Below are 17107 nucleotides of genomic sequence, written 5' to 3'. Positions count from 1 at the left end.
GAGTACGCAGTACTACCGAGTACGTCTTTGACTATTGGGCAGTTCAGGCATTCCAGCACGACGACCTGCGCTCTTCCAAACAGTGGAAAGCAAGGATTCCGTGTGATGTAAGCCCCAGATAAAACGGTCATAAAGAACGAGCCCCGTCAAAAGACGGGGCTGATGTGAGCGCAGCGAGACCGTTTGGCAACGACGCGTGGCCGTGCCACCCGATTCCTCTGCCGAAACGTTATGAACATCGGGGCCGACCGTGTCAAAGGCCACAGCCGGCTCCGATGTGTCTACGACAACTGCCGTACGGCATGGCTGATTTGGGTGTTACCTCAGCCGTGCCATGAGAGCGTGCTCGACCAGCGTGATCAGCGCACTCTTGGCATCCGCGCGGTGCCGGGCGTCCGTCGTGATGATCGGAGTGTCCGGACCGATCTGCAGCGCCTCGCGCACCTCCTCGGGAGCATACGGCTGGTGCCCGTCGAAGCCGTTCAGCGCGACGACGAAGGGCAGGCCGCTGTTCTCGAAGTAGTCGACCGCGGGGAAGCAGTCCGCCAGGCGCCGGGTGTCCACGAGCACCACCGCGCCGATCGCACCGCGTACCAGGTCGTCCCACATGAACCAGAACCGGTCCTGGCCCGGCGTACCGAAGAGGTACAGGATCAGGTCCTGGTCCAGGGTGATACGGCCGAAGTCCATGGCCACCGTGGTGGTGGTCTTGTCCCCGGTGTGGGTGAGGTCGTCGATTCCCGCGGAAGCGGAGGTCATGACGGCCTCGGTGCGCAGCGGGTTGATCTCCGAGACGGCGCCTACGAACGTGGTCTTGCCCACGCCGAAGCCGCCCGCCACCACGATCTTGGCGGAGGTGGTGGCACGACTCGGTTCAGAGCTTGCGAAGTCCACTGAGCACCCTTTCGAGCAGGGTCACGTCCGGCGCACCGGTCGTCTCGTCGCCACCAGGCTGGTGGATGGCGACGAGCCCGGCCTCGGCCAGGTCCGCGACAAGGATCCGGGCCACGCCCAGCGGCATGGACAAAAGCGCCGACACCTCTGCGACCGACTTCACCTCACGGCACAGGTGGCAGATGCGCTGGTGCTCCGGGAGCAGCCCCATGAGTGCTGCGGGGTCGGCCGTGGTGCTGATCAGCGCCTCGATGGCCAGCTGATAGCGGGGCCGGGTCCGGCCACCGGTCATCGCGTACGGACGTACCAGTGGCTGGTCGCCCTCGTCCTCGTACGGCTCCGCGTACGGATCATGAGAGGCGGTGGGCGGGGTCATGAATCCTCCGGGCGGGACAGCAAGTCGGTCGGGCTGGCCGTCTTCTTGGCCGTGGGGGGATTGTGGCGGCCGGACGGTGATGTGGTGACGGGGGTGGATCCTGGGCGGGTCAGTGGAGCAGACTGCCCTGTAGTTCGGCGCGCAGATCCGGCGTGAGGACCGCACCTGCCCGGTCGACGAGCAGCGCCATCTCGTAGCCGACCAGGCCGATGTCGCACTCGGGGTGCGCGAGCACGGCCAGGGACGAGCCGTCAGAGACGGACATCAGGAAGAGAAAGCCCCGCTCCATCTCGACGACCGTCTGCGCCACGTTGCCGCCCTCGAAGATCCGGGAGGCCCCGGCCGTCAGCGAGGTCAGACCGGACGCGACGGCCGCCAGCTGATCGGCGCGGTCGCGGGGGAAGCCTTCCGACATCGCCAGAAGGAGACCGTCGGCGGACACGACGACGGTGTGGGACACACCCGGGGTGTTGTCCACGAAGTTGGTGATCAACCAGTTGAGGTTCTGTGCCGCTTGGCTCATCTGGCTCAACTAACGCTCCTGCTGGTGAGTGGGGCTCGGGAAACTGCCGGTCTGACCGGTACCGGTACCGGCCTGGCGACCCTGCGCGATGCCCCGACGGAGATTGGTCAGCCGACCGCGTACGTCGTCAGGCGCACGCGAGACCTGCGGACCGGCTTGGTGCTGTTGCTGCTGAGCCGTGCCCGGAACGAGGTTCGCCCGGGGCACCCGGCGCGGCAGGCCGGAAGTGGTGACGCCGCCCGCCGCCGGCTGCCTGACACGCTCTGCCTGCCGGACGAGATCGTCGTTCGGCGAGGTGCGCCAGGAAGAGGTGGCGGGACGTTGTGAAGCAGCGGAGTGCTGCGGGGCCGCGGGAGCCGCCGGAGCCTGCGGCTGCTGCGGGGCCGGTGCGGAGCCGTTGCTCTGCTGACCGCCCTGCTGGCCGTGGAACCAGTTGGTCTCCAGCGTGTCGTACAGCGGCGTACGGCCGTCTCCAGGACCCTGCGCCGGCGGCAGCGCCTCGGGCTCCTGGCGGACGGGCCGCTGCTGCGGACGCTGCGGAGCCGGCTGCCGCGGAGCACCGAAGTCGCCGCCCGGACGCTCGAACTGCCCGGTGGAGCCGTTGTCGTAGCCCGGGGTGGGGAACTGGCCCGTGGAGCTGCCGTCGTACGCCTGCGGGCTCGCGAACTGACCCGTGTTGGCGGGGTTGCTCGGGTTGTTCTGGCCGCCTCGCCCGTTCTGGCCGGACGGAGCGCCGAAGACGTCCGAGCGGACGAACTGGCCCGTGTTCTGCGAACCGTTGCTGCTCGGCTGCTGCGCCCCGAAGTCCTGGGCGGCGAACTGACCGGTGTGCTGCGGGTTGCCCGGCGCCGGAGCACCGAAGTCGGGGCGGGCGAATTCCGAGGTGGACCCGGGGCCCTGACGGTCGTCGGACCGCGGGATGGCCGGCATCTCGGACGTCGCGTCGATGCGCGGCATCCGGGAGGTCTCGTCGTGGCCGCGCGGGGTGTCGAGCGAGGCACGCGGCACCGGCGGCTGCGCGTTCTCGTCGCTCCAGCTCGGCCGGGACTGCGGGTTGCCGCCCGGCAGCTCGGCACGCGGACCGCCACGGCCCGGCAGCTGCGGCTGACGGCCACGCCGGCCGCGGCCCTGCTCGTTGCCTGCCTCGGCGTTGTTGGAGGACTGCGGCGGTACGGCGCCACGAGCGCCGCCGAAGCTGTCCTGACCCATGCCCGCGGCCTGCAGACCCTGCGGCGCACCCGGCGCCTGACCGAACCCGGCACCCGCACCCGCGGGAGCCGGCCGGCCCTGCTGCGGGGCTGCCGGGGACTGCGGTCCACGCGCTCCGCCGGGCGCACCCGGACGGCCGTCGCCGGCACCGGGCAGCGCGGCCCGCGGGCCCTGACCGGCACCGAGCAGACCACCACCGGAGCCGGCACCGAGGGCGCCGCCACCGGGCGCACCGGCACCGGCCTGGCGCCGTGCGGCGGCCACACCAGCGGCGGCCTGCGCGGCGGCGGGGCCACTGGAGGAACCGGCGCCCTGACCCGGCTTGGGCTGCGGCTTCTTGCCGCCCTGGGCGACATCGACGGGCAGCATGACCAGCGCGGTCGTACCACCGGAGTCGGAGGGGCGCAGCTGGATGCGGATGCCGTGGCGCTGGGACAGCCGGCCGACCACGAAGAGGCCCATGCGGCGGGAGACGGAGACGTCCACGGTGGGCGGCGAGGCGAGCCGCTCGTTGATCGCCGCGAGGTCCTCGGGGGAGAGGCCGATGCCGGTGTCGTGGATCTCGATCAGCACGCGGCCGTCGGGCAGCGCGTGACCGGTGACCTTGACCTTGGTCTGCGGCGAGGAGAACGAGGTCGCGTTCTCCAGCAGCTCGGCGAGCAGGTGCACGAGGTCGTTGACCACGCGGCCGGCGACCTCGGTGGTCGGCACGGCGGCCAGTTCGATGCGCTCGTACTGCTCCACCTCGGAGGCGGCGGCGCGGAGCACGTCGACCAGCGGGACCGGGCGGGTCCAGCGGCGGCCGGGCTCCTCACCGGCGAGGACGAGGAGGTTCTCACCGTTACGGCGCATACGCGTCGCGAGGTGGTCCAGCTTGAACAGCGAGGACAGCTGGTCCGGGTCGGCCTCACGGGACTCGAGCTCGGAGATCAGCGACAGCTGACGCTGGATGAGGCCCTGGGAGCGGCGCGAGAGGTTGGTGAACATCGCGTTGACGTTGCCCCGCAGCAGGGCCTGCTCGGCGGCGAGGCGGACCGCCTCGCGGTGCACGTCGTCGAAGGCCGCGGCCACCTGGCCGATCTCGTCCCGGGAGTGCACACCGACCGACTCGACGGAGGTGTCGACGTCCTGCGGGTCCGACTCCGACAGCTGCTTGACCAGCTCGGGCAGCCGGTCCTGGGCGACCTTGTTGGCGGTCTCCTGCAGCCGGCGCAGCGAGCGGATCATGGAGCGGGCGATGACGAAGGCGCCGACGAGGGAGACGCCGAGCACGAGCAGGATCAGCGCACCGGAGATGATCGCCTCACGCTCGGAGGCGGAACGCAGCTCGCGGGCCTTCTGCTCCATGTCCTCGAGCAGGGTGTGCTCGATCTTCTTCATCTGCTCGATCTTGGTCGAGCTGTCGTCCACCCAGTCCTGGTACGAGCGCTTCGGCAGGTCGTCCAGGGCGTTCTGGGAGGCGAGGGCACGGCTGGCGTACTTGTCGCTGGCCGTGATGGTCGTGTTGTTCTCCTCGATGGGCTTGAGGAGAGCGGTGGCCTTGTCGGTGCCGTAGATGCTCCGGAAGCTGCGCAGCTCGGACTTCTGGCTCTCCAGCGCCGACTGCGCGTAGAGCCGGTCGTTCTCCGACAGGTCGCCGACCGTGGTGTTGTTCGCGGGGAGCGCCGCCGCCAGGACGGCGCGCTGCATCGACGCGTACTCCTTGGCGGAGGAGAAGGAGGCCAGGGCGCGGGTGCGCTGGATCATCTCGGGGTTGCTGGTGGCCTCGGCCATGTCCTGGGAGAGGCTCAGCAGGTGCGTGACCAGACGGTGGTACGCCTCGACGGTCTGGGTCGAGTTGTTCTTGGCCTGGTAGGCGCTGGAGCGGATCTTCGACAGCTGTTCGAGGTCGCCGACCACGCCGACGAGGCTCTCGCGGACGCCCTGGAGCGAGCCGTCCTTGTTGGAGGTGTCGATCTGCTCGGCGGAGTCGATGAAGTTGGTCTTGGCCCGGTCCGTCTTGTCCCGGTAGCCCTTGACCGTGTAGTCGCTCGCCTTGGAGCCGTGCGCCAGCGGACCCGAGGACAGGTCGCGCTCCTTCTGGAGCGCGTCCGCCAGCTCGGTGGCCTGCTTGGTCATGTCCGTCAGCAGCTTCATGTTGTCGAGCTGCTGGATGTCGTTCATGTTGTCGCTGATGCGCAGGGCGCCCAGCGAGGTGGCCGCCACCACGGGAAGTGCGAGCAGCGACACCAGGCGCGTGGAGATGCGCCAGTTGCGCAGAGCCATACGGGAGCCCGGACCGCTCGGACCGCTGGGCGGCTTGACCGCCGGAGCGGCGGAGCCGGGGGGCCCGGGAGGTGCCGACGCGCCGGGGCGCCCGGAGCGCTCTTGGCCGTCGCCGGACGGTGCCGGGCCCGGGTTCTGGGCGTGCTGGGGGGAGGGACTGCCGGCATTGGGGCCAGTCCCGCCGTGCGGCTCCGGCTCCGCCGAAGCACTGCCATCCCTCTTGAAACGTCCCTGCACTAGCGTCGCAACCTCTGGACCAGGCGCCCCTCCGCGTGAACGGAAAGACACGGTGTCGGCGTTTTAGGCGGCGCCCTGAATGCGCCCCCTGTGGTCGTGAAGTGACCGGCGCTGGATCCCCCTTCTCGCCGCAACGCGACGCTCGTCGCGCCCCCTGTGCGCCGGCTCGATCCTGCGGCGGTCCGTGGAATTCCAGCACAGTGCCGGATCTCCAACAAGGGCCGAGCACTATGCCGTGACGCACGTGACTGCACGTGAGTGCGGGATTACCGGACGTAGAAAGTGATCTCGTCCATAACGGACTTATGCGAGCGAGTCGCCCAGGTGGGAGCGGTGTCCCAGTCGCCATGATCAGGAGCGGAATGGTGGCTTCAGGGGGGCAATGTCCGTTTCATGGAGGCCATCCAGGGGCCGGAATTGACCGTTTTGCCTGTCAGGTCGTGAGCAAACTCACATGCTGATCATGGAGTCTTCACGCCTTGGGGAGGGAATTGCATGTTTAGCCTGACGCTTTACAGGACGTAACACTTTGACAACCGCGCCTGCGCGAGGGGCCCGAGGCCCCGGCCGGGGCGCCCGTAGACGACAAGGTCACGTACAACAGTGAAGACGACGACGATGTTCCGCAACATAGCCAACCCGCGGCGCACCACGCTGGCGCACCTCGAGGACGCCGACGCACTGCAGACGCCGCAGCAGCCGGAGCACTCCGTCGACCTCCCGTCCCAGACGGCCAACCCGCGCCGCACCATCCTGGTGGAGGCCCCCGCCACGGCCTCCGTCGCGCAGTAGTACGCACACCGGCCGTAGATCACTCACCGCGGCCGCGCACGGATCAAATGCGCGAAGCGCAGCCCCCTCACCGCGTTAGCCTGGAGCGTCAGACTCCAGCCGGCTCAAGTGAGGGGCGCAGGATCCCGTGCGCATCGCCAGGTTCTCCATCGACGGGAACGTCGCCTTCGGCGCGGTCGAGGGCGACAAGCCGGACGAGCTCGTCCTCGACATCATCAAGGGCATCCCGTTCGCGGACTTCGAGCTCTCCGGTACGAAGGTGCCGGTCAGCAAGGTCAGGCTGCTCCCGCCGGTGCTCCCCAACAAGGTCGTGGCCTTCGGCCGCAACTACGCGGAGCACGCGCGCGAACTGGGCAACGAGGTGCCCGACGCCCCGTTCGCCTTCTTCAAGCCCTCCACCTCGGTGATCGGCCCCGGCGACGAGATCCAGTACCCCTCCTTCTCCGAGGAACTGCACCACGAGGCCGAACTGGCCGTCGTCATCGGCCGGATGTGCCGCGAGGTCCCGCGCGAGCGCGTGGCCGACGTGATCTTCGGCTACACCTGCGCCAACGACGTCACCGCCCGCGATGTGCAAAAGCGTGAGAAGCAGTGGGCCCGGGCCAAGGGCTTCGACACGTCCTGCCCGCTCGGCCCCTGGGTGGAGACCGGCATCGACCTCGCGACCGCGTCCGACCTGACCGTCCAGCTCACGGTCAACGGCGAACAACGCCAGCTCGGCCGCACCAGCGAGATGATCCATCCCATCGAGGATCTGATCGTCAACATCTCCGAGGCCATGACGCTGCTCCCCGGCGACGTGATCCTCACGGGCACCCCGGCAGGCGTCGGGCCGCTCACCGTCGGCGACGAGGTCGCCGTCACCATCGAAGGCATCGGCACTCTCACCAACAAGGTTGTCAAGCGTGGCTAGCGCACCCGGCTCCCCCGTACGCGTCCGTTTCTGCCCCTCGCCCACCGGTAACCCCCATGTGGGCCTGGTCCGCACCGCCCTGTTCAACTGGGCGTTCGCCCGGCACCACCAGGGCACTCTGGTCTTCCGCATCGAGGACACCGACGCCGCCCGCGACTCCGAGGAGTCCTACAACCAGCTGCTCGACTCGATGCGCTGGCTGGGCTTCGACTGGGACGAGGGCCCCGAGGTCGGCGGCCCGCACGCGCCGTACCGCCAGTCGCAGCGCATGGACCTCTACGCCGATGTGGCGCACAAGCTCCTCGCCGCCGGGCACGCCTACCACTGCTACTGCTCCCAGGAGGAGCTGGACACCCGCCGCGAGGCCGCCCGCGCCGCCGGCAAGCCGTCCGGCTACGACGGCCACTGCCGCGACCTCACGGCCGCGCAGGTCGAGGAGTACCAGGCCCGGGGACGTACGCCGATCGTCCGCTTCCGGATGCCCGACGAGACGATCACCTTCACGGACCTGGTCCGCGGCGAGCTGACGTTCACGCCGGAGAACGTCCCGGACTACGGCATCGTCCGCGCGAACGGCGCCCCGCTGTACACGCTCGTCAACCCGGTCGACGACGCTCTGATGGAGATCACCCACGTCCTGCGCGGCGAGGACCTGCTGTCCTCCACGCCCCGCCAGATCGCCCTCTACAAGGCGCTGATCGAGCTGGGCATCGCCAAGGAGATCCCGCAGTTCGGGCACCTGCCGTACGTGATGGGCGAGGGCAACAAGAAGCTGTCCAAGCGTGACCCGCAGTCCTCGCTGAACCTCTACCGCGAGCGCGGCTTCCTCCCGGAGGGCCTGCTCAACTACCTGTCCCTGCTGGGCTGGTCGCTCTCCGCGGACAAGGACATCTTCACCATCGAGGAGATGGTGGCGGCCTTCGACATCGCGGACGTGAACCCCAACCCGGCCCGCTTCGACCTCAAGAAGTGCGAGGCGATCAACGCCGACCACATCCGCCTGCTGGATGTGAAGGACTTCACGGAGCGCTGCGCCCCCTGGCTCAAGGCCCCCTTCGCCCCCTGGGCGCCGGAGGACTTCGACGAGGCCAAGTGGCAGGCGGTCGCCCCGCACGCCCAGACCCGTGTGAAGGTCCTCTCGGAGATCACGGACAACGTCGACTTCCTGTTCCTCGCCGAGCCGGTCTTCGACGAGCCGTCCTGGACGAAGGCGATGAAGGAGGGCTCGGACGCCCTCCTCCACACCGCCCGCGAGAAGCTGGAGTCCGCCGACTGGACCTCCGCCGAGTCCCTCAAGGAGGCCGTCCTGGCCGCCGGCGAGACCCACGGCCTCAAGCTCGGCAAGGCCCAGGCCCCGGTCCGCGTCGCCGTCACCGGCCGCACGGTCGGCCTGCCCCTGTTCGAGTCCCTGGAGATCCTGGGCAAGGAGAAGACGCTGGCCCGCATCGACGCGGCGCTGGCGAAGCTGGCCGCGTAACGCACAGACGCGTGTGGAGGGGCGGCAACCGGTACCCGGTTGCCGCCCCTCCACATGTTCAGACGGCGTCGTTCTCGTCGATCAAGTAGGCGCTCTCGTCGAAGGTCTCCAGTACGACCACGACCATGGTCGCGCCCGCCACCATGTACTCCACCACCATGCCGGGAGCCACGTAGGCCTTGCGCAGATTGGCGTCCGGTCCCAGCGGCGCGGTGGAGGTCTTCCGGAAGGGATCGCGAGCCAGTATCCGCACGGCCTTGTCCAACTGCGCCCGGCGGTACTCGGTCATGACCTCGGCGTGCCAGGACCCCGCGGCGGCCCAGCCTGACAATCGCCGATCCCCGGACGCGCTCCCGACCACGGGGTTACCGTCGGATCATGAGCATCCGAGCCGTGGTCTGGGACGTCGACGACACCCTCTTCGACTACAGCGGAGCGGACCGTGCGGCCATGCGGGAGTACCTGGTGGCCGAAGGGCTGCTCGACGCGGGCGGGGCCGTGGCGGAGGCGCTGGAGCGGTGGCGGGTGGCCACCGAGGTCCACTGGGCGCGGTTCTCGGCAGGGGAGGTCTCCTTCGACGGCCAGCGGCGGGACCGTGTGCGGCTGTTCCTCGGCCGGGCGCTCACCGACGACGAGGCCGACGACTGGTTCCGGCGCTACAAGACCTACTACGAGGCCGCCTGGGCCCTCTTCCCGGACGTCCTGCCCGCCCTGGACGCCCTCGCGGCCAGCCACCGGCACGCGGTGCTGTCCAACTCCAGCCTCACCGTCCAGGACCGCAAGCTGCGCACCCTCGGCGTGCACGACCGCTTCGAGGTCATCCTGTGCGCCGCCGAACTCGGCGTCTCCAAGCCCGAGGCCGGCGCCTTCCTGGCAGCCTGCGAGGCCCTGGAACTGGCACCGCACCAGGTCGCGTACGTCGGCGATCACCCGGAGATCGACGGGCGCGGCGCCGCCGACGCCGGACTGCTGTCGGTGTGGATCGACCGCAACGGCCTGCACACCAGCAGTGATGCGCCCACGGGTCCGCACCGGATCGCCTCCCTCGCCGAACTCCCTGCGCTCCTCGGCGCCGATACCCGTTTTGGAGCCCCGTCCACCTTCGGGTAATGTTCTTCCTGCGCCGCCGGAGAGCGGGCCGAAAGGCCGGGAACCGGAGGAGCGAACTAGAACAAGGACCCCGCAGGGGCTTGCGTTCCAGTGGCCTATGGTGTAATTGGCAGCACGACTGATTCTGGTTCAGTTAGTCTTGGTTCGAGTCCAGGTAGGCCAGCTCGCGGAGCTCATCCGTAACCGCGGATCCTTTCCGCAGGCCCCCGTTGTGTAGCGGCCTAGCACGCTGCCCTCTCAAGGCAGTAGCGCCGGTTCGAATCCGGTCGGGGGTACTGATCTCGATCAACTCGGGATCGCTAGGGCCCCCGTTGTGTAGCGGCCTAGCACGCCGCCCTCTCAAGGCGGTAGCGCCGGTTCGAATCCGGTCGGGGGTACAAACTGGTCTAAACCACATTGGTCTATGGTGTAATTGGCAGCACGACTGATTCTGGTTCAGTTAGTCTTGGTTCGAGTCCAGGTAGACCAGCTCGGATCTGCGGCGATGCAGTACTGAACGCTTGCAAGATCCTCGCCCCCGTTGTGTAGCGGCCTAGCACGCCGCCCTCTCAAGGCGGTAGCGCCGGTTCGAATCCGGTCGGGGGTACATCATGAAGGCCCTTCGCTTCGGCGGAGGGCCTTCGCTGTGTCCGGGGCTCATTCGAAGCCGTACCGCCGCGACGACTCCTCCTCCTGGGCCAGCCGGTGCAGCGCCCGCATCGCCGGTTCGTTGAGGATCGCCCCCAGGACGGCGAACTCGGTCTGCTCCGCCTGAGACGGGTGCGTCTCCATGAGGTCCAGGTCGAGTACGGCCGTCCGGTGCATCAACTCGGCGTACGGCACGAGTTGTTCGGCCCCCCAGCCATAGCCGAGCCGGCGGAAGGCGGCCACCGCCACCACCAGCGAGCGGTACGCGGGGGAGATGGTCGCGAGCCGCTTGGCGTTCTCCCAGCCGAGCCGGTCCAGCAGCGCGTCGACCTCCTGGTGCGCGGCCTGGACGTACTCGTCGTCCTCGTCCGGCTCCGGCACCTGCGGCAGCGCCCAGAGCGCCGCGCCCAGGCGGATCGTACGGGGCAGGGAGTCGTCGTCCACATGCCCCAGCACCTCCCGGACCGTCGCCACCGGCAACCGGCCGATCTGGATCATCGCGCGCACCAGCCGCAGCCGCCGCAGGTGCTCCTCGTCGTACTCGGCGGTGGTCGCGTTGATCTGCCGGCCGGGCATCAACAGCCCTTCGCGCAGGTAGTACTTGATCGTCGCGACGGACACACCGCTGTGTCTGCTCAGTTCGGCGAGCCGCATGTCTTGCGCCCCTTCTCGGATACCGGCACTATCCAACCATCGCCAGTCGGATAGCGCTGCTCACCAATGAGGGGGAAATGGCCATGGTGTCCCGTACGACGGCCGACGCGAAGGGCGATGTCGTCGTCCTGCTGATCGGTATGCGCATCAACCGCTTCTGGGCCGTCCATCTGTGGCTGCCGGTGATGCTCGGCATGTTCCGCATGCTGCGGGAGCTGGCGAAGGACCCCGCGCGGGGTCTGCTCAGCCGCGTGCTGCTGTCGGCCTCGCCCCGCACGTACTACGTCGTGCAGTACTGGGAGTCGAAGGAGAAGCTGTACGCCTACGCGACCGCGCCGGACGGCTTCCACCACACGGCGTGGGCCGCGATCAACCGCAAGGAGCGCAGCGGAAGGCTGCGCGGGCAGGTGGGGATCTGGCACGAGGCGTACGTCGTGCCGGAGGGGTCGTACGAGGCGATCTACGGGGACATGCCGGCCTTCGGCCTCGCGGCCGCGCATGGGCAGATCCCGCTGGAGAAGCGGGGCCGGTACGCGAAGGACCGGTTCGCCTTCCGCCCGCCGCAGGAGGCGGCGGCCGAGAAGACCGGGTGACCAGGAGGGATCGGGGGAGCGGGGAGGGCCTGCCGCGGCGTTGAGGCGGGCTCTCCCCGCTGACGTTCCCACGGCCCCGAGCGTCAGCCGGTGCGGCGCAGTGCCTCGGAGAGGCGGGCGGCGGCGTCGATGACCGCCTGGGCGTGCATACGGCCCGGGTGGCGCGTCAGGCGCTCGATGGGGCCGGAGACGGACACGGCGGCCACCACGCGGTTGGACGGGCCGCGTACGGGCGCGGAGACGGACGCGACGCCCGGTTCCCGCTCGCCGATGGACTGGGCCCAGCCGCGGCGCCGTACCCCCGAGAGTGCGGTGGCCGTGAAGCGGGCGCCCTGCAGACCCCGGTGCAGGCGCTCCGGCTCCTCCCAGGCCATCAGGATCTGCGCCGAGGAACCGGCCTTCATCGTGAGCGTCGAGCCGACCGGGACGGTGTCCCGAAGTCCGGACAGGCGCTCCGCCGCGGCGACGCAGATGCGCATGTCGCCCTGGCGGCGGTAGAGCTGGGCGCTCTCGCCCGTGACGTCCCGCAGATGCGTGAGGACCGGGCCCGCGGTCGCGAGGAGACGGTCCTCGCCGGCGGCCGCAGCCAGCTCCGCCAGGCGCGGGCCGAGGATGAAACGGCCCTGCATGTCGCGTGCCACCATACGGTGGTGCTCCAGGGCCACGGCCAGTCTGTGGGCCGTCGGTCGTGCCAGTCCGGTGGCCGCCACCAGTCCCGCGAGGGTGGCCGGCCCGGACTCCAGGGCGCTGAGGACAAGGGCTGCCTTGTCCAGAACGCCCACGCCGCTACTGTTGTCCATGAAACGATACTCACGTCTCACTCTGTGAAACGCAAGTTCCTTTTTTCGTGAGACGCGCAACCCTTGTATGCACAGCGGCCCGCTGACCGAACGGGCCGGATGACGGATGCCCGTGAATTGGGGCCGGGCGCCGTCTCCTCAAGATCTCTAGTTGGGCCGGTGGACGTTTGCCGGCCGGAGGGAAAGCGATGGGTAGGACACTCGCGGAGAAGGTCTGGGACGACCACGTCGTCCGGCGCGCCGAGGGCGAGCCCGACCTCCTCTTCATCGATCTCCACCTCCTGCACGAGGTGACCAGCCCGCAGGCCTTCGACGGCCTGCGTCAGAACGGCCGCCCGGTGCGCCGTCTCGACCTCACCATCGCGACCGAGGACCACAACACCCCGACCCTCGACATCGACAAGCCGATCGCGGATCCGGTCTCCCGGGCCCAGCTGGAGACGCTGCGCAAGAACTGCGCCGAGTTCGGCGTCCGGCTGCACCCGCTGGGCGACGTCGAGCAGGGCGTCGTGCACGTCGTCGGCCCGCAGCTGGGCCTGACCCAGCCCGGTACGACGGTCGTGTGCGGTGACTCCCACACCTCCACGCACGGTGCCTTCGGTGCGCTGGCGTTCGGCATCGGCACCTCGCAGGTCGAGCACGTGCTGGCCACCCAGACGCTGCCGCTGGCCCGTCCGAAGACCATGGCGATCACGGTCGACGGCGAACTGCCCGAGGGCGTCACGGCCAAGGACCTGATCCTGGCGATCATCGCCAAGATCGGTACCGGCGGCGGCCAGGGCTACATCCTCGAGTACCGCGGCTCCGCCATCGAGAAGCTCTCGATGGAGGCCCGGATGACCATCTGCAACATGTCGATCGAGGCCGGTGCCCGCGCGGGCATGATCGCCCCCGACGAGACCACCTTCGAGTACATCAAGGGCCGCGCCCACGCCCCCGAGGGCGAGGACTGGGACGCCGCCGTCGCGTACTGGAAGACGCTGAAGACGGACGAGGACGCCGAGTTCGACGCCGAGGTCGTCATCGACGCCGCTTCGCTGTCGCCGTTCGTCACCTGGGGCACCAACCCGGGCCAGGGCGCGCCGCTTTCGGCGTCCGTCCCCGACCCGGCTTCGTACGAAGACGCATCGGAGCGCCTCGCCGCCGAAAAGGCCCTGGAATACATGGGGTTGGAGGCCGGACAGCCGCTGCGCTCCATCAAGGTGGACACCGTCTTCGTAGGCTCCTGCACCAACGGCCGCATCGAGGACCTGCGCGCCGCGGCGGCGATCGTCGAGGGCCGCAAAGTCGCCGAAGGCGTACGGATGCTGGTCGTCCCGGGCTCCGCGCGGGTGGGCCTGCAGGCCGTCTCCGAGGGCCTGGACGTGGTCTTCAAGGAGGCCGGCGCCGAATGGCGGCACGCGGGCTGCTCGATGTGCCTGGGCATGAACCCCGACCAGCTGGCCCCGGGTGAGCGCTCCGCGTCCACCTCCAACCGCAACTTCGAGGGCCGGCAGGGCAAGGGCGGTCGTACGCACCTGGTGTCGCCGCAGGTCGCCGCCGCGACGGCGGTCCTGGGCCACCTGGCCTCCCCGGCCGACCTGTCCGACGCCGAGACCCGTACGCCCGCTGGAGTCTGAGAGTCATGGAAGCATTCACCACGCACACCGGCCGGGCCGTCCCGCTGCGCCGCTCCAACGTCGACACCGACCAGATCATCCCTGCTCACTGGCTCAAGAAGGTCACGCGGGACGGTTTCGAGGACGGCCTGTTCGAGGCCTGGCGCAAGGACGAGACCTTCATCCTCAACCGCCCCGAGCGGCAGGGCGCCACGGTCCTGGTCGCCGGCCCAGACTTCGGCACCGGCTCCTCCCGTGAGCACGCGGTGTGGGCGCTGCAGAACTACGGCTTCAAGGCCGTGATCTCCTCCCGCTTCGCCGACATCTTCCGCGGCAACTCGCTGAAGAACGGCCTGCTCACGGTCGTTCTGGAGCAGAAGATCGTGGACGCCCTGTGGGAGCTCACGGAGAAGGACCCCGAGGCCGAGATCACCGTCGACCTGGAGGCCCGCGAGGTGCGCGCCGAGGGCATCACCGCCTCCTTCGAGCTGGACGAGAACTCCCGCTGGCGGCTGCTGAACGGGCTGGACGACATCTCCATCACCCTCCAGAACGAGGCCGACATCGCCGCGTACGAGGCCAAGCGCCCGTCGTACAAGCCGCGGACGCTCAAGGTCTGATCCAGGGCCCCTGAGCAGGTCGGGTTTCAGCCACCCGAACACCCCCGTTGTACCCCCGATCAGCCCGATCGGGGGTACAGCTGTATCCGGGCCCGAGCGGCCCCGGGCGCGCTCGGGCCTGCTCCCAACTTCCCACGTTACGACGGTTGTTGCCGGGGTAGCCGAGTTGTGAAGACGCGACTTCCGCCGAAGCCCGGAAGGCCGTTTGAGGCATCAGTTGCGACCCCCGCAGGCGACAACTCGCCCCAGATGGCACAATCTGTGCATGGAACACGACGGCCAACTCGAGCTCTATGCGGCAGTCGCGGACCAACTGAAGGAAGCGCACTCAAGGGTGCGCGCACTGCAAGTCCCGGAGGGCGTACGGATGGCGCTGACCCGGAAGCTGCTGGTCATTACGGCCGCGGCCAAGCACGATCTCGCCGACGCGGCAAGGCGTCTGGAGGCGTTCACCACGGACCTCGACGAGGGTCGATTCCCCGAAGAGGACCGCTGAACGCGTTCGAGACAGCCGAGTTCGTTGCGGCGCACGGGTGATTAGCCCGTTTCGTGTTTGATTTGCGGTATATATCTGCCTAACGTGCGAAAAAGCTTGAACACTTTCGTTCTGGCAATGTCTCCGAAGGGGAAGACGTGAACAAGGCGCAGCTCGTAGAAGCGATTGCCGACAAGCTGGGCGGCCGACAGCAGGCCGCCGAGGCTGTCGACGCGGTCCTGGACGCCATCGTCCGCGCGACCGTCGCCGGGGACCGGGTCTCGGTCACCGGCTTCGGCTCGTTCGAGAAGGTCGACCGTCCGGCCCGCTACGCCCGCAACCCGCAGACCGGCGAGCGGGTTCGGGTCAAGAAGACCTCCGTTCCGCGCTTCCGCGCGGGCCAGGGCTTCAAGGACCTGGTGAGCGGCTCGAAGAAGCTCCCGCGCGGCGGCGAGGTCGCCGTCAAGAAGGCGCCCAAGGGCAGCCTGACCGGTGGCGCTTCGGCGACCGTGAAGAAGGCGGCCGCGAAGAAGACCACCAAGGCGGCCGCCGCCAAGAAGACCACGGCGAAGAAGACGACGGCGAAGAAGACGACGCCCGCCGCGAAGAAGACGACCGCGAAGAAGACGACGGCCACGAAGACCACGGGCGCCGCCAAGACCACCGCGGCGAAGAAGAGCACCGCCAAGACGGCGACCGCGAAGAAGGCCCCGGCGAAGAAGGCGACGGCCAAGAAGGCCCCCGCCAAGAAGTCGGCGGCCCGCAAGACCACCACCGCCAAGACGGCCACGGCCCGCAAGAGGTAAGAGGTAAGGGCACAGGGGCACTCACGCGCCGGGCCGGACTCCGTGTCGGAGTCCGGCCCGCGGCGTGTTCTCGGGGGCAGATGGCCTGGTCAGAGGGTCTGGAGTGTCACCAGGGTGATCCGGAGGCCGTCCTTGCCGCCCTCCGTCTCGATGCGGACCCGCTGCCCGGGACGCAGCAGCCGCAGGCCGCCCGCGTCGAACGCCGGTGCGTCGAAGGGCACCGGGGTGCCGTCGTCCAGCAGCACGCTGCCGGTTCTTGTCTCGGCGTCGTACGTGTATGCGGTGGCTTGCATGGCGGCCAGCGTAGTGCCTGCGGCGGCTCGCCGTGGGGGTGCGGGTCGCCTGCCGACTGCAGGTGCGTTGTGGCTGGTCGCGCAGTTCCCCGCGCCCCTGTAGGGCGGCACCTCCAAGCGAGCAGCGCCCCCGCACCGGCGCCTCAGGTACCCGGGATCAGAAGTCCCGCGGACACCACCGCCGTATACCGCCCCACCCCCAGCGCCAGCGCCGCGCGCAAGTCGTCGCCCGTGTCCACGTCCTGGCGTACGGAATCCACGTCCCCGAGCGTGAGCTCCACGGCCCCGGACGCCCGGTGCCGGGCACGGGAATCCGGGCCGAATGCCGGGAGCAATTCCTGGGCGGCGGCTGCGGCCAGCAGCGTCGTGCCGATTGCGGCCGCATCGGCGAGGAAAGCGCGGGGGAATTCCGTGGCCGCGTCCAGCACACGGGACAATTCCAGGGGGCGCAGCGCCGGGAGATCGGCGTTCAGGGCCGCGACGCGGCTGCCCGGCCGTGCGGCGCGTACGGCGGTCACGGCGTGCCTCAGGGCCGCGTTGAGGCCGCCCCGGGGCTCGTCGGGAACGATCCGGGCGCCCAGCGCGGCGAGCTCGCGGCCGGCCAGCGCGTCGTCCGTGACGACCGCCACATCCCCGACCGCCGGGCAGGCCAGCGCCGCCGTGACGGTGTCCTGGGCGAAGGCGAGGGCGAGTCCGGGACGCAGCCCGTCGGCCGCGGTGTCCGAGAGCCTGCTCTTGGCGCGCGTCAGGGGTTTCAGGGGTATGACCAAGGTCCACAGCACCGGTGTTCCGTCCCTCTCTTGTCGCGGCCATTGTCACTCAGCCGTCACCCGGACCATCTGGCG

General features: G+C 69.4%; 18 protein-coding genes and 5 tRNA genes. 14 read left to right on the top strand and 9 right to left on the bottom strand.

Annotated features, from left to right (window positions below; genetic code table 11):
* Positions 1-318: 318 nt before the first annotated feature.
* From ABD355_RS34720 to ABD355_RS34705, 4 genes are all read right to left on the bottom strand, one after another.
* Positions 319-894, bottom strand: coding sequence for a GTP-binding protein (locus ABD355_RS34720; RefSeq protein WP_115905688.1), 576 nt, complete (start codon positions 892-894; stop codon positions 319-321).
* A complete protein-coding gene (locus tag ABD355_RS34715; RefSeq protein WP_030943001.1) occupies positions 875-1270 on the bottom strand; it encodes a DUF742 domain-containing protein in 396 nt (131 codons plus the stop codon). Before ABD355_RS34715 ends, ABD355_RS34720 begins: the two co-directional genes overlap by 20 nt.
* 109 nt (positions 1271-1379) lie before the next feature.
* A complete protein-coding gene (locus ABD355_RS34710; protein WP_003973453.1) occupies positions 1380-1793 on the bottom strand; it encodes a roadblock/LC7 domain-containing protein in 414 nt (137 codons plus the stop codon).
* Positions 1794-1802: 9 nt separating this feature from the next.
* Positions 1803-5504: a sensor histidine kinase gene (locus ABD355_RS34705; protein ID WP_344404889.1), complete on the bottom strand. Its 3702-nt coding sequence runs from the start codon at positions 5502-5504 to the stop codon at positions 1803-1805.
* Between the two features lie 603 nt (positions 5505-6107).
* On the opposite strand from ABD355_RS34705, the gene ABD355_RS34700 reads away from it, so the two are divergent.
* The 3 genes from ABD355_RS34700 to gltX all read left to right on the top strand — a co-directional run bounded on the left by ABD355_RS34700 (position 6108) and on the right by gltX (position 8686).
* The gene (locus tag ABD355_RS34700) at positions 6108-6296 is read left to right on the top strand and encodes a hypothetical protein (RefSeq protein ID WP_344404888.1); all 189 of its coding nucleotides are present in this window, start codon (positions 6108-6110) and stop codon (positions 6294-6296) included.
* A 127-nt stretch (positions 6297-6423) separates the two neighbouring features.
* Positions 6424-7209 carry a fumarylacetoacetate hydrolase family protein gene (locus tag ABD355_RS34695; protein WP_115905685.1) on the top strand — a complete coding sequence of 262 codons (786 nt, stop codon included), beginning with the start codon at positions 6424-6426 and terminating at the stop codon, positions 7207-7209.
* Positions 7202-8686, top strand: a complete 1485-nt coding sequence (gltX, locus tag ABD355_RS34690; RefSeq protein WP_344404887.1) for a glutamate--tRNA ligase — start codon at positions 7202-7204, stop codon at positions 8684-8686. Before ABD355_RS34695 ends, gltX begins: the two co-directional genes overlap by 8 nt.
* Before the next feature lie 58 nt (positions 8687-8744).
* On the opposite strand, the gene ABD355_RS34685 is transcribed toward gltX, so the two are convergent.
* Positions 8745-8975: a hypothetical protein gene (locus tag ABD355_RS34685; RefSeq protein WP_344404886.1), complete on the bottom strand. Its 231-nt coding sequence runs from the start codon at positions 8973-8975 to the stop codon at positions 8745-8747.
* An 89-nt stretch (positions 8976-9064) separates the two neighbouring features.
* On the opposite strand from ABD355_RS34685, the gene ABD355_RS34680 reads away from it, so the two are divergent.
* From ABD355_RS34680 to ABD355_RS34655, 6 genes are all read left to right on the top strand, one after another.
* On the top strand, positions 9065-9796 hold the full coding sequence (locus ABD355_RS34680) for an HAD family hydrolase (protein WP_344404885.1): 732 nt from the start codon (positions 9065-9067) through the stop codon (positions 9794-9796).
* A gap of 91 nt (positions 9797-9887) precedes the next feature.
* A tRNA-Gln gene (locus tag ABD355_RS34675) sits at positions 9888-9959 on the top strand.
* Between the two features lie 39 nt (positions 9960-9998).
* A tRNA-Glu gene (locus tag ABD355_RS34670) sits at positions 9999-10071 on the top strand.
* Between the two features lie 29 nt (positions 10072-10100).
* Positions 10101-10173 (top strand) — tRNA-Glu (locus tag ABD355_RS34665).
* Between the two features lie 20 nt (positions 10174-10193).
* Positions 10194-10265, top strand: a tRNA-Gln gene (locus ABD355_RS34660).
* 44 nt (positions 10266-10309) lie between these two features.
* A tRNA-Glu gene (locus tag ABD355_RS34655) sits at positions 10310-10382 on the top strand.
* A 50-nt stretch (positions 10383-10432) separates the two neighbouring features.
* On the opposite strand, the gene ABD355_RS34650 is transcribed toward ABD355_RS34655, so the two are convergent.
* Complete coding sequence (locus ABD355_RS34650; protein ID WP_344404884.1) at positions 10433-11077, bottom strand: MerR family transcriptional regulator; 645 nt, start codon at positions 11075-11077, stop codon at positions 10433-10435.
* Between the two features lie 83 nt (positions 11078-11160).
* Between ABD355_RS34650 and ABD355_RS34645 the strand changes: the two genes are divergently transcribed.
* Positions 11161-11670, top strand: a complete 510-nt coding sequence (locus ABD355_RS34645; RefSeq protein WP_344405028.1) for a DUF4188 domain-containing protein — start codon at positions 11161-11163, stop codon at positions 11668-11670.
* Positions 11671-11753: 83 nt separating this feature from the next.
* Here the strand turns inward: ABD355_RS34645 and ndgR are convergent, their stop codons facing one another.
* Entirely contained in the window at positions 11754-12470 is a 717-nt protein-coding gene (ndgR, locus tag ABD355_RS34640; protein ID WP_015036427.1) for an IclR family transcriptional regulator NdgR, read from the bottom strand.
* Between the two features lie 188 nt (positions 12471-12658).
* On the opposite strand from ndgR, the gene leuC reads away from it, so the two are divergent.
* The 4 genes from leuC (at position 12659) to ABD355_RS34620 (ending at position 15969) form a co-directional block, all read left to right on the top strand.
* A complete protein-coding gene (gene leuC / locus ABD355_RS34635; RefSeq protein WP_344404883.1) occupies positions 12659-14089 on the top strand; it encodes a 3-isopropylmalate dehydratase large subunit in 1431 nt (476 codons plus the stop codon).
* A gap of 5 nt (positions 14090-14094) precedes the next feature.
* Positions 14095-14688, top strand: coding sequence for a 3-isopropylmalate dehydratase small subunit (gene leuD / locus ABD355_RS34630; RefSeq protein ID WP_344404881.1), 594 nt, complete (start codon positions 14095-14097; stop codon positions 14686-14688).
* 265 nt (positions 14689-14953) lie between these two features.
* Complete coding sequence (locus ABD355_RS34625; RefSeq protein ID WP_344404880.1) at positions 14954-15184, top strand: SCO5555 family protein; 231 nt, start codon at positions 14954-14956, stop codon at positions 15182-15184.
* A 137-nt stretch (positions 15185-15321) separates the two neighbouring features.
* Positions 15322-15969 (top strand): HU family DNA-binding protein, encoded by a 648-nt coding sequence (locus ABD355_RS34620; RefSeq protein WP_344404879.1) that lies wholly within the window; start codon positions 15322-15324, stop codon positions 15967-15969.
* A gap of 89 nt (positions 15970-16058) precedes the next feature.
* On the opposite strand, the gene ABD355_RS34615 is transcribed toward ABD355_RS34620, so the two are convergent.
* Together ABD355_RS34615 and cofC are read right to left on the bottom strand one after the other, a co-directional pair.
* Entirely contained in the window at positions 16059-16262 is a 204-nt protein-coding gene (locus tag ABD355_RS34615; RefSeq protein ID WP_344404878.1) for a hypothetical protein, read from the bottom strand.
* Between the two features lie 143 nt (positions 16263-16405).
* On the bottom strand, positions 16406-17044 hold the full coding sequence (gene cofC / locus ABD355_RS34610; protein WP_344404877.1) for a 2-phospho-L-lactate guanylyltransferase: 639 nt from the start codon (positions 17042-17044) through the stop codon (positions 16406-16408).
* Positions 17045-17107 lie beyond the last annotated feature (63 nt).

The organism is Streptomyces longisporus (assembly GCF_039532765.1).
GTDB lineage: Bacteria > Actinomycetota > Actinomycetes > Streptomycetales > Streptomycetaceae > Streptomyces > Streptomyces longisporus.
This window is presented reverse-complemented; position numbering and strand designations above follow the sequence as displayed.

Excerpts from the sequence above, each read along its gene's own strand:
- ndgR (WP_015036427.1), bottom strand. The coding sequence starts at position 12,470 with ATGGACAACAGTAGCGGCGTGGGCGTTCTGGACAAGGCAGCCCTTGTC.
- ABD355_RS34715 (WP_030943001.1), bottom strand. The coding sequence starts at position 1,270 with ATGACCCCGCCCACCGCCTCTCATGATCCGTACGCGGAGCCGTACGAG.
- ABD355_RS34625 (WP_344404880.1), top strand. The coding sequence starts at position 14,954 with ATGGAACACGACGGCCAACTCGAGCTCTATGCGGCAGTCGCGGACCAA.
- ABD355_RS34645 (WP_344405028.1), top strand. The coding sequence starts at position 11,161 with ATGGTGTCCCGTACGACGGCCGACGCGAAGGGCGATGTCGTCGTCCTG.
- ABD355_RS34685 (WP_344404886.1), bottom strand. The coding sequence starts at position 8,975 with ATGACCGAGTACCGCCGGGCGCAGTTGGACAAGGCCGTGCGGATACTG.
- leuD (WP_344404881.1), top strand. The coding sequence starts at position 14,095 with ATGGAAGCATTCACCACGCACACCGGCCGGGCCGTCCCGCTGCGCCGC.
- ABD355_RS34710 (WP_003973453.1), bottom strand. The coding sequence starts at position 1,793 with ATGAGCCAAGCGGCACAGAACCTCAACTGGTTGATCACCAACTTCGTG.
- leuC (WP_344404883.1), top strand. The coding sequence starts at position 12,659 with ATGGGTAGGACACTCGCGGAGAAGGTCTGGGACGACCACGTCGTCCGG.
- ABD355_RS34650 (WP_344404884.1), bottom strand. The coding sequence starts at position 11,077 with ATGCGGCTCGCCGAACTGAGCAGACACAGCGGTGTGTCCGTCGCGACG.
- ABD355_RS34615 (WP_344404878.1), bottom strand. The coding sequence starts at position 16,262 with ATGCAAGCCACCGCATACACGTACGACGCCGAGACAAGAACCGGCAGC.
- ABD355_RS34680 (WP_344404885.1), top strand. The coding sequence starts at position 9,065 with ATGAGCATCCGAGCCGTGGTCTGGGACGTCGACGACACCCTCTTCGAC.